This is a genomic window from Mucilaginibacter gracilis (genome assembly GCF_003633615.1).
Classification (GTDB): domain Bacteria; phylum Bacteroidota; class Bacteroidia; order Sphingobacteriales; family Sphingobacteriaceae; genus Mucilaginibacter; species Mucilaginibacter gracilis.
Map to the genome: position 1 here is coordinate 3171582 of NZ_RBKU01000001.1, position 14966 is coordinate 3186547.

The 14966-nt window shown below is 42.1% G+C and carries 15 protein-coding genes; 4 read left to right on the plus strand and 11 right to left on the minus strand.

The window, feature by feature from the left end; translation table 11 throughout:
- Positions 1-30: 30 nt before the first annotated feature.
- Both BDD43_RS13620 and BDD43_RS13625 read right to left on the minus strand, forming a co-directional pair.
- A complete protein-coding gene (locus tag BDD43_RS13620) occupies positions 31-915 on the minus strand; it encodes a 1-aminocyclopropane-1-carboxylate deaminase/D-cysteine desulfhydrase (protein ID WP_121198191.1) in 885 nt (294 codons plus the stop codon).
- Between the two features lie 11 nt (positions 916-926).
- On the minus strand, positions 927-2003 hold the full coding sequence (locus BDD43_RS13625; RefSeq protein ID WP_121198192.1) for a DUF6588 family protein: 1077 nt from the start codon (positions 2001-2003) through the stop codon (positions 927-929).
- An 86-nt stretch (positions 2004-2089) separates the two neighbouring features.
- On the opposite strand from BDD43_RS13625, the gene BDD43_RS13630 reads away from it, so the two are divergent.
- Together BDD43_RS13630 and BDD43_RS13635 are read left to right on the plus strand one after the other, a co-directional pair.
- Positions 2090-3133, plus strand: a complete 1044-nt coding sequence (locus tag BDD43_RS13630) for an RluA family pseudouridine synthase (RefSeq protein WP_121198193.1) — start codon at positions 2090-2092, stop codon at positions 3131-3133.
- Between the two features lie 123 nt (positions 3134-3256).
- On the plus strand, positions 3257-4093 hold the full coding sequence (locus BDD43_RS13635; protein ID WP_121198194.1) for an aminotransferase class IV: 837 nt from the start codon (positions 3257-3259) through the stop codon (positions 4091-4093).
- An 83-nt stretch (positions 4094-4176) separates the two neighbouring features.
- Here the strand turns inward: BDD43_RS13635 and BDD43_RS13640 are convergent, their stop codons facing one another.
- The gene (locus BDD43_RS13640; RefSeq protein WP_121198195.1) at positions 4177-4971 is read right to left on the minus strand and encodes a DUF3050 domain-containing protein; all 795 of its coding nucleotides are present in this window, start codon (positions 4969-4971) and stop codon (positions 4177-4179) included.
- A gap of 149 nt (positions 4972-5120) precedes the next feature.
- On the opposite strand from BDD43_RS13640, the gene BDD43_RS13645 reads away from it, so the two are divergent.
- Positions 5121-5741: a hypothetical protein gene (locus tag BDD43_RS13645; protein ID WP_121198196.1), complete on the plus strand. Its 621-nt coding sequence runs from the start codon at positions 5121-5123 to the stop codon at positions 5739-5741.
- Here BDD43_RS13645 and fmt read toward each other — a convergent pair.
- Together fmt and BDD43_RS13655 are read right to left on the minus strand one after the other, a co-directional pair.
- Positions 5736-6653, minus strand: a complete 918-nt coding sequence (fmt, locus tag BDD43_RS13650) for a methionyl-tRNA formyltransferase (RefSeq protein ID WP_121198197.1) — start codon at positions 6651-6653, stop codon at positions 5736-5738. The two genes, BDD43_RS13645 and fmt, sit on opposite strands and share 6 nt — an antisense overlap.
- A 73-nt stretch (positions 6654-6726) precedes the next feature.
- Positions 6727-7896 carry an exo-beta-N-acetylmuramidase NamZ family protein gene (locus tag BDD43_RS13655; protein WP_121198198.1) on the minus strand — a complete coding sequence of 390 codons (1170 nt, stop codon included), beginning with the start codon at positions 7894-7896 and terminating at the stop codon, positions 6727-6729.
- A gap of 163 nt (positions 7897-8059) precedes the next feature.
- On the opposite strand from BDD43_RS13655, the gene BDD43_RS13660 reads away from it, so the two are divergent.
- The gene (locus tag BDD43_RS13660; protein ID WP_121201978.1) at positions 8060-9280 is read left to right on the plus strand and encodes an ABC transporter permease; all 1221 of its coding nucleotides are present in this window, start codon (positions 8060-8062) and stop codon (positions 9278-9280) included.
- Positions 9281-9292: 12 nt separating this feature from the next.
- Here BDD43_RS13660 and BDD43_RS13665 read toward each other — a convergent pair whose 3' ends face one another.
- The 6 genes from BDD43_RS13665 to BDD43_RS13690 all read right to left on the minus strand — a co-directional run bounded on the left by BDD43_RS13665 (position 9293) and on the right by BDD43_RS13690 (position 14802).
- Positions 9293-10735 (minus strand): hypothetical protein, encoded by a 1443-nt coding sequence (locus BDD43_RS13665; RefSeq protein ID WP_121198199.1) that lies wholly within the window; start codon positions 10733-10735, stop codon positions 9293-9295.
- A complete protein-coding gene (locus BDD43_RS13670; protein WP_121198200.1) occupies positions 10719-11279 on the minus strand; it encodes an RNA polymerase sigma factor in 561 nt (186 codons plus the stop codon). Before BDD43_RS13670 ends, BDD43_RS13665 begins: the two co-directional genes overlap by 17 nt.
- Positions 11280-11301: 22 nt before the next feature.
- Entirely contained in the window at positions 11302-11727 is a 426-nt protein-coding gene (locus BDD43_RS13675; protein WP_121198201.1) for a hypothetical protein, read from the minus strand.
- Between the two features lie 58 nt (positions 11728-11785).
- Positions 11786-12589 carry a nucleoside triphosphate pyrophosphohydrolase gene (mazG, locus tag BDD43_RS13680; protein WP_121198202.1) on the minus strand — a complete coding sequence of 268 codons (804 nt, stop codon included), beginning with the start codon at positions 12587-12589 and terminating at the stop codon, positions 11786-11788.
- A gap of 94 nt (positions 12590-12683) precedes the next feature.
- Positions 12684-13382: a tRNA (5-methylaminomethyl-2-thiouridine)(34)-methyltransferase MnmD gene (gene mnmD / locus BDD43_RS13685; protein ID WP_246001571.1), complete on the minus strand. Its 699-nt coding sequence runs from the start codon at positions 13380-13382 to the stop codon at positions 12684-12686.
- An 85-nt stretch (positions 13383-13467) separates the two neighbouring features.
- Positions 13468-14802 (minus strand): MBL fold metallo-hydrolase, encoded by a 1335-nt coding sequence (locus BDD43_RS13690; protein WP_121198203.1) that lies wholly within the window; start codon positions 14800-14802, stop codon positions 13468-13470.
- Between the last annotated feature and the right edge of the window lie 164 nt (positions 14803-14966).

Below are 14966 nucleotides of genomic sequence, written 5' to 3' on the forward strand. Positions count from 1 at the left end.
AATGGGGCTTGGCTATATGGAGTGTTTAAATCAAAATTTATCTGTCATGCCTAATAAACCCAATACTCCGCCGGTATGGATGGCCAAAATAGATTCGCCGGGTTTAAAGTATCCGGCACTGGCCAAATCAAAAATACAATGCAGCATTTTGCCCGTGTAAACCGGTTCTATCATAATCCCGGTAGCTGCTACAAACTGCTTGATGAAAGCAATTAATTGTGGTGTTGTTTTGGCATAGCCGCCAAAGTGGTGCTGGGTATGTAAGTGATAGGGAATAGGAGCTAGCAGATATTTATCAATTTCGGCTTCCATAAAGCCACCATTCTTAAAAACCGGTACAGCATGAAATTGAGTAGCCATGCCGCTGGCGCTAATCCCGTTTATAATACCTGCTGCGGTAGTCCCGGTTCCGCAGGCACAAAAAATATGGTTGTAAGTTTGAGGCAGTTCTGCAAGCAATTCGCTGCAACCCAAAGCAGCTTCGGGCGATGCACCGCCTTCGTCAATAAAAAAAGCGTCGGCATTGTTGCCAAAATAGTTATTAAATAAGCCGCGCTTGTCGCGATAGCTTTCCCTATCGGTAAATATGAGTTGCATACCATGTAAGCGGCATAAAAACAGGTGGGTATTGCTAACCTCCTCGCCACGCACAAAACCTGTAGCCTGGAAGCCAAATGCTGCTGCCGCAGCGGCAGTTGCCAGTAAATGGTTAGAATATGCACCTCCAAACGTTACCAGATGATTTTTTTGCAGGCTACGCGCCTTGTTCAACGGGTATTTAAGCTTGCGCCATTTATTGCCCGATATGAGGGGATGTATTAAATCATCTCGCTTGATGAAAACATTTAAGCCCTGCTCAGTAAAAACCCGGTTATGGATTTGCTGAACAGGGCTATAAATTTGAAGATTTATCAATGATAAGCCATTTAAAAACCAAGACCTATACCTGCGTTAAACGATTGATACTGGGCGAAGCTGTACGACCCATACAATTTAAAAAACGACAGGCTCATTTGGAAACCAATATCGGCGCGGCCACCACCTGCGCTTACTGTAGAACCGCTAATATTTATCGGGTCGGCATAAGAAGTATAAACCGGTTTGCCGGTGATGGTTGCACCTGTAACAAAAGGATAGTTACCTTTTAAACCAACATTGGTTGTGCTTGATAAATAGCCAAGGGCTACAAACGGCGTAAAAAATAAAAGTTTTTTTGAAAATATAACCTGGGTGTTCCAACCCGCAAAACTACCGTCCAAAAGTTGGTTGGTAAAATCCTGGCTACCGATTACCGTACTGCCTGCATCTGGCTTTACATCTAAAGGTAGTTTATAATTTAAATGTGTGTAACCTACGGCAATAGCAAGGTTAAACGGTATAATATTGCTTGCTGTGCCAAAATCCTGAGCTATATCATGTTTAAAGCCCACACCAAACATACCAACCGAGCCTATTTTTTTGCTAATCTGGAAATCGGGTATTACGCGTAGTATTAAATCGGTGTTTTTGATTAAGCCAATGGTAAGTTGCACCTGTGGTGCCGGTATAATTGATACCACACCTGCTGGCAATGGCAACGAAACAGAACCTCCCGTAACCGGAGTAGGATCGGTGTATTTTATTGATGGGCCTGCAGTGGTACTTCCTCCAAAAGTAGGCTCTATAGAGCCGTTAGGGAAAGAAAACCGGCTTGATAAACCTATTTTACTAACATCATAAGTTTTGTCGGACTGGGGCACAATGCTTCCGGTAGCACTTACTCTTATAGCAAACCGTAAAAATTTTTGTGTTTTCGCCGTGTTTGCCCAGCCGCCATTTAAGCCATTGCCAAAGCCCTTAAATAGTGGTGCTGCGTAGGTGTTAAGTAATTTGTTCACATCGTCTGGACTGCCTTTAAATAAGGCTGATATTCCGTCGCTTTGGGCACTGGCCCGCATGGTTGCGAAACTTGCAAAAAAAACGATAATTATCGCTTTTTTAATTAATTGGGGTTTTAAATTCATTCGTATAAGGTTTGAAATTATGATTTTAAAAATACATTTATTTTATTAAAGTAGCTGGCCTTGTAAAAATAAGTATTTTTGCAAAGATGAACCACGAGGCCGAACTATTTGAACAGGAAGAACAAGACTTATACGAACATCTGCGCATAATAGTTGACAAAGGGCAAAGTTTATTACGCATTGATAAATTTTTAATGCACCGGGTTGAAAACGCATCGCGTAACCGGATACAAAATGCTATTGAGCTGGGTAATGTGCTGGTTAACGACAAGGCAACAAAATCAAACTATAAGGTAAAACCGCTTGATGTAATTTCGGTAGTGCTGCCGCACCCGCCGCGCGATACCGAAGTTTATCCCGAAAATTTACCTATCGAAATTGTTTACGAAGATAACGATGTGCTTATAGTTAATAAGGCCGCCGGTATGGTGGTACACCCCGGCTATAACAATTATACGGGCACACTGGTTAATGCGTTGGTTTATCATTTTGACCAATTGCCTACTTTGCCCGGTAACGACGGGCGCCCAGGCTTGGTACACCGCATTGATAAGGATACATCGGGCTTATTGCTGATTAGTAAAAACGAACGCGCCATGACCTGGCTTGCACGCCAGTTTTATGAGCATACCATTACCCGCAAATACATTGCTCTGGCCTGGGGCGATATTGATGCCGATGGAACCATAACCGGCTATATTGGCCGAAGTGTTAAAGACAGGCGGGTAATGAGTATTTACGATGACCCTGAAAAGGGGAAATGGTGTGTTACGCACTATAAAGTTTTAAAGCGCCTAAATTATGTTACGCTGATAGAGTGCCAGTTAGAAACCGGCCGCACACACCAGATACGCGCCCACATGAAACATATTGGCCACCCGTTATTTAGCGATGCCACTTACGGCGGCGATCATATTTTAAAGGGAACGTTATTTAATAAGTACAAACAGTTTGTTGAAAACTGCTTTGCGCTGATGCCCCGCCAGGCCCTGCATGCACAAACACTGGGCTTTATACACCCAACAACCCGTAAGTATATTAATTTTGAAGCACCTTTACCCGCCGATTTTGTTGCTGTGCTAGATAAGTGGGAAAAATATATGCAGGCAACTACAGATCAAATTGATTAATTTTTTGTTAGTAGTAATAAGAATCAAGAATAAAGAGGCAAGAATCAAGAGAAAGACATAGCATGAAAAAAACCGACGGAAACAATGGGAAATGGCTGATAGTATTCTTGCATCTAATTTAATATGAAACCAAATTTGATTAACTACAACGACGAAATTTTGCTGGCTGATACCAAACTGCTTACCATTGCTAACCGTGGCTTTAAATATGGTGACGGCTTGTTTGAAAGCATGCGGATGATGAAGGGTAAAGTTAAATTTGTTGATTTACATGCCGACCGCTTGCAAAAAGGTATGAAAGCCTTGCATTTGGACGGATACTCGCAAATGGATGCTTATTTTTTGAAGGAAAAAGCCGAAGAACTGGCCAGCCGTAACAAAGTAAAACACGCACGCCTGCGCCTAACCGTTTACCGCGATGCCGAAGGCTTGTACACGCCTACCCAAAATAAAGCAGGCTATTGCCTGGAACTACAACCGGTGGACGAGCCTCGCTATTTTTTAAACACGCGCGGCCTCATTATGGATATGTATAATGAGATGCCAAAGCCGGTAAACATACTGTCAAACTACAAAACCTGTAATTCGATACTGTTTATTATGGCGGGTATATTTAAAACCCAAAACAAGCTTGATGATGCTTTTATATTAAACCAATACGGTTACCTGTGCGAAACCATTAGTGCCAATGTGTTTGTACTTTATCAAAACCATTTATATACACCCGCTTTAAGCGAAGGTTGCATTGGCGGCGTAATGAGGCAGGTTGTAATTGATTTGGCTATAGCCAACAACATACCCATGACCGAGGCCCAGCTTGACCCCGAAATACTAAACCAGGCCGACGAAGTTTTTATTACTAACGCCAGCCGCGGCATACAATGGGTAATGGGTTTTGGCAAAAAACGTTACTTTAATGAGATAAGTAAGGTGTTGATGGACGAATTGAATAAGCTGTAGGTGAAAAAACGATAATTGTTATAGACATCACAGAATGAAAATGCTGTTTAACGTTATCGCAAAACAGGGTGTCAAACCTAAACTTACAATACACCAACTTCCTTAACCGTTATTGTTTCCAAAATTCCATCCCAAAAATCAATACGTGCTTGTAGGGCTTGTTTAACGGCCTGGGTAGCTTGTTGCCAGTGTTGGTCGTTTTCGCCGCAAAGTTCGGCAGTCATTTGGTAGGCTAATTGGGAGTGGTGGTCGCCGTCAACTTCAATATGGCGTTCTAAGTAATACAGCAAGGTATCAACCTTGCCGGGGAATTGCTGGTTGATTTCTTTCACCATGCTGATAAACATTGATGGTATCAAATCTTCGCGCCCGAAGGTAAAAACGGCGGCTTGTATGTAATCGGGAGTGCGGTTTATCACATCAAAAGTATGCTGTACAAATGCCGAAGCTGTATCGGTAATGTTATCGGCTTTTAGGGCTTCGCTAACAGGTAAACCGTTTTTAATCTCATCGATTAGCGTAGTAATGGCGGTGTCGTTACAACCTGCTTGTGCCATCGCTTTTAAATAAAGTTCAAAATGGCTGGTGCGGTTTCCATGCTCGTCAATATCGCTTTCTTCGCCTGCAACAATTTCGTTAATTAAGTACCGGGTATTGGCACTGCCAACGGGCACCCATGGCAAAGTAACACAGGTGAGCTTTTGTTGCAACGATTTAAGCAGACTCATAAAATCCCAAACTGCAAAAACGTGATGCTCCATAAAAACCTGTAAAGCATCAATGCTTACAATGCTTTTGTATAAGGGGTGATTTATCAGTTGCGCGCGTAGCGGTTCAATTTCGTGGTTTAATTTTGCAATACGGGGATTTGTATACATTTGACTGGGTATTTATCGCAATGTTCGCAATTAATAGTTAACCAGTTTTAATCGGATATTCCTTTTTACTTTGATGTGATTATTACATCTGCATAAACCTATTTCACGCTGGAAATTTATCTTTGTATATTTAAGCAAATCAATATTATATGAAACCTGTTTTAAAAGCCACTATTATATTGGCATGTTTAATTTGCAGTGCGTGCCATTCCTCATCCGAAAAAACAGACAGAATAGATAGTATACCTAAACCTTTGCAAGACAATTCGGCAGATGTTTCTTTTTTGACAAAAAGAGGTGGTGACAATATGGTTGACGCAATTTATTACGACCTGGTGAAAAAGCGGCCGGAGTTAAGAAAATTGGAAGATGATATTGAAAGAAATGGCGGCATAGAAACTGATAGTTTAGAAAAGTATCATAAATTTAATAACAAAATAGATAATTACTATTCGTCTGCCTATGCCACCATCAACCTAATTACAGACTCTGTTGTGCGGAAAGGAATGAAAAAAATAATTGATGAAAATAAAACAGGCCAGCAACGGCACATGCTGGCACAAACTAATTTAATAACCAAAATAGAAAAGGAAAACTCTACATTGAATGATAGCCATGCCATATTAAAGCTATTAATTACCTTGCCAATTATTAACCAGTATCAAGCTCAACAGCAACCCGGCAATAAAGCATTGGACGTTTTAATTTCAGAAAAGCAGAAATTGATAAACCGAACGAAAAGTTTAACGCCTAAAAATAAAACTTTATAAGCGTACTCCTCTTAAAAACTCCTCAATGCCCATTCGTTTTTTACCCTCCAATTGTACATCTTTTGGTATAATAAAGCCGTCGGTACAGGCAAATTTTAAAAACGTTTTGTTGTCGGTTAAAAAGCCACCTGGCGATATTCCGGGTTCGTTCATGCTTTTTTCGGCCTTAAATATTTTAAAAACCTTGCCATTGACGGATGTGAATGCGGTTGGGTACGGGCTTAAACCCCTTATTAAATTAAAAACCTTTTCGGTAGGCTGTATCCAATCAATCTGGCAGGTTTCTTTAAATAATTTGGGGGCATGTTTTAGCTCTATGCCTTCGGCTAAAAGTTGTTGTGGCTGTTCGTGGTAATCTCCGCTTTCAATGGCACTAACCGTTTTAACAAGCAGTTGGGCACCAACGTTCATCAAACAATCGTGTAAATCGCCGGCGGTATCATTTTCGTGTATGGGCACGCTTTCGGTAAACAAAATATCTCCGGTGTCAATTTCCTGTTTTAAAAAAAAGGTACTAACACCGCTTACTTTTTCGCCGTTAATTACGGCCCAGTTAATGGGTGCGGCGCCACGGTAATGAGGCAGCAGCGAGCCATGCAAGTTTATAGTTCCTTTAGGCGGCATTGCCCAAACTACTTCGGGTAGCATACGGAAGGCTACCACAACCTGCAAATCTGCTTGCAGGGCTTTCAGTTCCGCTAAAAATTCGGGGTTCTTTAATTTTTCAGGCTGCAAAACTTTAAGTCCGTTAGCAACAGCGTATTGCTTTACCGCCGATTCGTTCATTTTTTGCCCGCGGCCCGCAGGTTTATCGGGCGCAGTAATTACACCCACTATATTATTGCCGGCCTTAATTATCGCATCTAACGATGCCACCGCAAATTCGGGCGTGCCCATAAATATGATCTTCATAATTTAGTTATTGGGTTATTGAGTTAATATGTTATTGAGTTTTTACCTATGCTTATACCCAATAACTTATTCACTATTTATACAACAAATATTTTAACCGCATTTTTTTATAATTGCTTAAGCCGGGTTCCCAACTGGCGCGTATTTCCTGTTCGGTTTTACCGGCCTCAATTTGCTTTTGCAGTGTTGGTGTGCCGGCAAGTTTAGTAAAATAGGCGTTAAAAAAATGGGCTTTATCGGGGTATATGTTATAAGTATCTAAAAGCCACGATAAATTTAATTTACCACCTGTGGCCAGGTTATGCACATCATACTTTTGCAGATCAATACCGTAACAGGTTTGGCCTTTAAGGGGCGGATTATCGCTTACACCGGGAATGCTTACCGGCGTAAACGAAAAACTGTATTGGCTTTTTAACAAAGGGCTACCTATAACCTGAAACGGAAACGGTGTGCCGCGGCCCAGGCTTAACGTGGTTCCCTCAAAAAAACATATGCTGGGGTATAACAAAACCGATTGCTGTGTGCTTAAATTTGGCGACGGGTGAACAGGCAAAACGTAGGGCGATTGGTGTGTGTAATTAAGTAGTTTAATAATTTTTAAACGGCATTGTACTTTGTTTTTTAACCAACCTTGGCCGTTTATCATTTGTGCATATTCGGCCACCGTCATACCATGGGTTACGGGCACCGGGTGCATGCCCACTCCCGATTTGTAAGCGGTATCAAGCACCGGTCCATCAACAAAATAACCGTTTGGATTAGGGCGATCAAGTATCATTACCTCCATGTTATTTTCGGCACAAGCTTCCATTACATGGTGAAGCGTTGCAAAATAAGTGTAAAAGCGCGCGCCAACATCCTGTATATCAAAAATTACAATGTCTAAACCCTTCAAATCCGCTGGTGTGGGCTTGTTGTGTTTGCCGTAAAGAGATACCGCCGGGATTCCGGTTTTAGGATCAACGGTATCGTCAATTTTGGCACCGTCGCTCGCATTCCCACGGAAACCATGTTCGGGGCCAAATATCTTTTTTATTTGCACACCTAATTTAAGCAGGCTATCTACACTTGGCGTTAATTTTTCGCCAATTACCGACGATTGGTTAATAACCATGCCAACGTTTTTGCCTTTTAAATAAGGCAGATAGGCAGTGGTTTGATCGGCACCGGTTATAATTTTTTGTGCGTAGCCATAGCTAATGGAGCAGCAGAGGAGGATTATAATGATTGTTTTTTTCATGAAGCTGAGTACTTAACGGTTGATGGATGATAGTTTGTTTTAGTTATGAGCGAGTTAGCATTACAAAAAAAACATTTTGTAATTTTCGCTATGAGCCATTAACCATAAACTATGAACCAAAATTTGCTCATATTTGCTAAAGTACAAAAAAACGTTTTCTGTTTTGAATTTTGCTTCATTCATAGCCTCCCGTATCTCGTTCCGCTCAAAGCGCACCTTCTCAAAAATGATAGTGCGCATAGCCATAGTTGGTATTATGCTGGGCCTGGGTGTAATGATACTTTCGGTAGCGATAGTTAAAGGATTCCAGGATGAGGTGAGGAAAAAGATACGCGGGTTTGCAGGCGATATACAGGTTTCAAAACTTGATTTAAATGCATCGATGGAAAACTCGCCCTTTGCAGCCAACGATACCTTTGTAAATAAATGCCTGGCCAATAAAAGCATAACCCATATATCGGCATACGCTACTAAAAGCGGTATTATAAAAGCCAACAACGAGATAGAAGGTGTTGTGATGAAGGGCGTTGATAAAACTTACGACTGGAAGTTTATGCAAGCCATGCTTGAGCAGGGCCGAATAATTAACTTTAAAGATTCGATTGCGGCACAAAAACAAATTATGGTATCGCAGTTTACTGCAAACCGCCTCAAACTAAAACTTGGCGATGATATTTTGATGTATTTTGTGCAGGAACCTTTGCTTAAACGCAAATTAAAAATTGTAGGTATATTTAACATTGGCGTTGAAGAAGTTGACAAAACCTTTGTGATAGGCGGCCTTGGTTTAATTAAACGACTAAACGGCTGGCACGATAACGAAATTGGCGGCTATGAAATTAGGGTGAACGATTTTGACAACCTTACGGCAATTAACTCCAACATTGGCAATATTATACCTTTGGAACTAAAATCGGTAACGGTTACGGAAAGCTACCAAACCGTTTTCGACTGGTTGAAATTACTTGACGTTAATACCCGAATAATATTGGTACTGATGCTGGCCGTAGCGGTTATAAACATGATATCGGCCTTGCTTATTATGATACTTGAGCGTACCAGCATGATAGGCATGTTTAAGGCAATGGGTGCTACCGATTGGGATATACAGCAAATATTTTTAACCAACGCTGTTTACCTGCTGGGCTTTGGCTTATTACTGGGTAATTTATTTGGTATTGGTTTGGGGATAATTCAGTATAAAACACACCTTTTTACGCTCGACCAAACTTCGTATTACATGAGTTTTGTGCCTATACAACTCAATTGGTTTGATATTTTGATGCTTAATGTAGGTACCCTGGTCATTTGCCTTGCCGTATTGGTTATCCCATCAATGCTGGTGAGCCGCATATCGCCTGTAAAGGCAATCAGGTTTAAATAATTTATCTCAAATTTAATTTGTGCCGTTTTGTTTTTTATTGGGATGAAGGTTGAGTTTTAAATTTACGCCACCGGCTCCAAATTTTAAGTCTTGCGAGCCTAAGCCATCAAGTGGATATTTAAAAAAGGGTTCGATAATTAAAGTGTTCTTTTTACCCAGCGGGTAACCCACACCAAACGAAAGGTTTAGGGTACGGGCAAAATCGAATGTGTTAAAAAAGGCTTTGGTTTTAGTGTTTTGATTGCTCGTGTTAATGGTGTTGGACGGGTATTTGTAAACAAAATTATAAGTTTCGTTAATGTACGTGCCCGAACTAAAGCCCGCCGCAACGTAAGTGTCGTTTTGGTTAAACTGATATTTAAGGTTTAACGGAATATCTAACCCGATAAGGCTGGCCTGGTAATTTTGTAATATAGGCGATGCCGAAGCGGTAACTACAATGCCTCCGGAAGGAGGAGGGGTAGAATATAGCAAAAGCCCTCTGGATTGGTCGGCAATGCTATAGGCCAAATATTTATCGGCCTTTGCCGGTATTGCGGATTGGTAGTTTAACGAGTTTTGGTTGATGGCTACACCGGTTAAAAGCTTTAAACGCCCCACTAATTTAATTTCGGACGATAAACCTGCACCCACATTAAACTCATTATCGCTGCCTTTGGCATAGTTAAAATAAGTAGCTGCATACACTCCAAATTTAACCGCGTTATCGGCGTTGTTTTTATTTTTTTGCCCGATAGGGTTTTGTGCTATAAACGTGAGACGTTTTAATTCCTTCGCAGGAGGTTTAACAGTTTCGGCAGGTTTAGGTTGCGATTGAGTTCCGGCAAATTTAGCGCTATCGTTTACGCCGTTAACTATCGGGGTTTCTTTCGGTATGTTTTGCCCTTCGGCTATTGGTGTATTTGTTGAACCCGGTTTAACTGTTTGTGCAGTATGTTGCTGGCTATCACCTTCAACGCTACCGACTGATTTTTGTTGATGCGTGCCAATACCATTTTTAGAAATATATTGATGAGCCATGCTATGGGCAGTGGTGGTTTTTAACATCCGCTTTGCATAATTATGCTGCTTGCCAACCGGAGTTTGGTTAGTTGTGTTGTTTCCGTTAATGTTAGTTTTCTTATTATTGGCAGCTAAGGGATACTTTTGATGCTCAACGGTATCTTTATTGATTGGCCTACCTTTTATATCAGTGCCTGTGTGCGTAGCATGTGAGTGCTTAACAAAGTTGTTTTTTAAAGCACTATTGCCATTTAACCATAACGCTATACCCAAAAATATTAATAAAACCGCCGCAACGCCGCCCCACCACAGCCAAATTATACCTCTGCGTTTTTCCTTTTCGGGATATTTTTCACGAAGAAGCAGCCAGCCCTCATGGGCCGAATCATCCTCGTAATTATCGAAGACATCCTGTATGCGGCTTTTTAGGCTGTCGTCAAAATCTTCGTTCATGGCTCTCTGCTTTGGTTATCAATTCTCTCAATCTCTCTTTGCCCCGGCTTAAATACACCCGCGATGAGCTTGCCGATATGGCCAGCAGTGCGGCTATATCATCATGGCTGTAACCATCTATCTCGTATAAATTAAAAACAACGCGGTGTAGGTCGGGCAGCTTGTTAAGCATGTTTAAAATGTCGCGGGCGTTTAGTTGTTCAATGGCCGTTGCCTGGGTGCTTATCTGGTTTGCCAATTCCAGGTCGTCGTTCCATAAGTGTTTTTTTTCGCGGCGGTTTTTGTCTATAGCCGTATTCACTATAATGCGGCGCAGCCATGCTTTAAACGGTTTGTCCGGGTCGTAACTGTTTAACGAGTTAAATAATTTGATAAAGCCATCATTTACAACCTCCAATGCATCATCGCGGTTAGCGCAATAACGCAAACCAATGCCCATAGCGTAGCCATAGAAACGTTTGTACAACATTTCTAACGGTTTTATATCGCCATTTTTGCATTGCCGAATCAAATCATCTTCGGTAATGCCGGGGGGTAGCTGCATTAATATCTTATTCTGGCACTTATCAATTAATTTTTTTCAGATCGTAAATATAGCTTAACGTATCATTACGGGCCGCAATTTGAAAAATGGCGCCATCATAATAATATTGATATAAACCATTTAAATGTATTTTGGCTTGCGGCGCGGCGGTTGAGGTGCTATCGGCAAACTGAATGTAAACAGTGTTTAGGGCAAACCTGCCGTGGCTGCCTGCATGTAAAGTGCTTGTATCGCCGCTTACCTTAAACAAGCGCGCGTTGCTTGTATATAGCGTTATGTTAGCTGTTGTAGTGTCAAAACCGTGGCCGGCAGTTTTTTGGTGCAACCGCGTAAATTTACCTGTAAATGTGCCTGTAGGCACGGGCACCTGTGTATTGTTATATTGCTTGCTGCAACCGTAAATGGCCGCCGTTAGCGCGCATAATAAAAATATAGTTGTTTTTTTCATGGCCTTATTTAGCCATTACGCAAAACACTTTTAAAACGCTACAGCGGAAATTTAAAAATTATAACTTTTTTGCTTCTTCCCAAAATGTATCCATTTCGGCCAGGGTCATATCGCGCAATTGTTTGCCGCTTTGCTGGGCCTTGCTTTCGAGGTATTGAAAGCGTTTAATAAATTTACGGTTAGTTTTTTCGAGGGCATTTTCGGGGTTAATATCAATAAAGCGGGCGTAGTTTATTAGCGAGAACAACAGATCGCCAAACTCACCTTCGGCTCGTTCCTGGTCTATAACTTTATTGTCGGCAGCGTTAAACTCATCCCTAAATTCACGCATCTCTTCTTCAACCTTATCCCACACCTGGCTTTTTTCTTCCCAGTCAAAACCAATACCACGTGCTTTTTCTTGTATGCGCGATGCCTTAACCAAAGCCGGTAACGAAGCCGGCACGCCCGCTAAAACCGACTTATTGCCTTCCTTTAGTTTAAGCTGTTCCCAGTTGCGTTTAACATCTTCTTCGTTTTGCACCACAGTATCGCTGTAAATGTGAGGGTGGCGGTGTATCAGCTTTTCGCAGATGCCGTTCAAAACGTCGGTAATATCAAAAGCGTTAGTTTCCGAAGCTATTTTTGCATAAAAAACCAGGTGCAACATGACATCGCCAATCTCTTTTTTTATCTCCTGTAAGTCGCCCTGCAATATCGAGTCCGAAAGTTCATAAGTTTCCTCAATAGTAAGGTGGCGCAGGCTTTCCATTGTCTGTTTCATATCCCAGGGGCAGTTTGCGCGCAAATCGTTCATGATAGCAAGCAGACGTTCAAAAGATGTTGCTGGGGTTGAGGCGTGCGATGGAGGAGTTAGTGGCATGTTTGATTATTTGTGGTAAAAATAACAAAAAGTCTATGTCATTTGGGCGAGGATAGAGGAGATTTATCCCGATCGTTGTAACGACATCCTTTTTTTAATTTGCAGGTTTTGTAGCCCGTAACATTTCGCGCTTTCCGGCTGCACCGGGGGCTTTTTCAATTTTAAACCCAAGTGCTTTAAGCTGCCTTTTTAAGTTGCCCGTAATGGCGTAAGTTACAAATACACCGCCTGGTTTTAAATATTGAGCGGTATGATGTATCGCTTCTTCGCTCCACATTTCGGGTTGGTTGGCCGAGGCGAAGGCATCAAAATAAATAACGTCAAATTGTTGGGTGGTGTCAAAGTCCGTCAAGGGGCTATGTGCGGTGTGCAATTGCACCTCCGCGTTTAACTGAACAGCACCAAGTAGCGATTGGCCATATTGGCTAACAAACGATTGCCATAACGCATCATTAATATATTGCCCATAGCCGGTTTGGGCTATCATATCCTGCTCAAGCGGATAAGCTTCTATACCAATATAATTTAGCTTAATATTATGCCCGGTACAATAATTTGCGGTAAGCAAAAAATTGAGCCCGGTGCCAAAGCCAACCTCCAGTACCGAAACCTCGTTAACCGTTTTATCGGCCAGAAAATGCTTGAGACCCGAATTTAAAAACACATGCTCGCTCTCCTGCAAAGCACCATTCCGCGAATGGTAGTTTTCGCCAACCTGCGGGTTGTAAATGGTTTTTGAGCCATCGGCGGTGGTAACGAAGTTCAATGGTTCATTTGTCATCCTTTTGTTCATAGTTGATGTTTCATAGATCATGGTAGGTACGACTTTATAGCGAAATTATTACTATGAGCCATGAACTATCAACTATGAACAAATCTTAAATCATAAAGTCCTTTATCGCTTCTCCTAAATCGTAAACGGCATTTGCATCCGTTTGGGCGGCTATTATGCTGCTGCCAGCTGCCGAGCGGTAACCTGCCGCGCAATGTACTATTATGGGTTTATCGGTTGGTATTTCGGCTACGCGTTCGCGCAGTTGGGGTAGGGGGATGTTAATGGAGTTGGCAAATATGGGTGTATCTTTTACCTCGTTGTAATTGCGTATATCAACAATGGTATAATCTTCGGGGTGTCTACTAAAATAGTTAAGGTCCAGGTCTGCCGAGCGTTGCAAACCGTTATCGGGCATGAGCATTACACCTTTAATATTTTGCTCGTAACCTATTTTGGCTGCTTTGCGCACCAAAATATCCAACGTTTGGTTATCATGCGCAATCAGATAAAAAGGCTCGCCGGGGTTAACTATCGAACCCAGCCAGGTTTCAAACTTATCGCCGTTTTGCAGGTTGATGGAGCCTTTAATGTGGGCGTGTTTAAATTGCTTTTCAAAGCGGGCGTCAATTAGCAATACGCCTTCAACCAATTCGTTGGGTTTAACCTGTGGGATGGCTTTAAGGCTTTCCTCAAAAGGTGCTGCACCTTGTTTGTTTAAATCAACATCGTAACCAAAGTAGCGGGGCACAAAGGGCTGATCGGTGGTAAGTAAGTTAACAAACTCCACCTCGTCCATTAATTGCAAAGCATAGTTTTCGCGCAGTTCGCGGCCAATGGTACTTTGTAAATCGGGACTCATGTTTTTACCGCATAACGAGCCGGGGCCATGAGCCGGGTAAACAATCATATCCGCAGGCAAGGTCATTAGTTTTTCGCGGGTGCTGTGGTACATTTGTTTGGCCAGTTCTTCTTTTTTTGCGGTAATGTTACCTACGCTTTCGCGGAGATCGGGCCGGCCAACATCGCCAACAAACAGGGTGTCGCCGGTAAAAATTACTTTGTGCAAACCCATATCGTCTTCGGCAATAATGCAGATAGAATCGGGCGAATGACCGGGTGTATTGATGGCTTTTAAAACAATATCGCCAAGTTCGATGGTATCGCCATCATCAAACGTTTGATGCGGATAGGCAGCCCCCACCAGTTTACTTACGTAGATGGTGGCCCCGGTTTGTTGATGTATTTCGAGGTGCGAGCTTACAAAATCGGCATGCGGGTGGGTTTCAATAACAGCTACAAGCTCTGCGCCGTGCTCGGCTGAAAAATCATAATAAGGCTGCGGATCGCGCCCGGGATCAACAACCGCCATTTTGCCCTGGCTGATAATGGCATACGAGCCATGCGCCAAACCTTTATCGTAAAACTGATGAATAATCATTTGCGTGCAAAGATAAAGTAATTGTGCAAAAGACTAAAGCAAATGTGCGGATGTGAAAATGTGCAAATGTGCGAATTTACGGATGTGCGGATGAGGGGGGCACATGTTTGGATTACGTAAACCCTTAACCGAACAAAGCCCGGCATAACCAGGCTTTGTTCGGT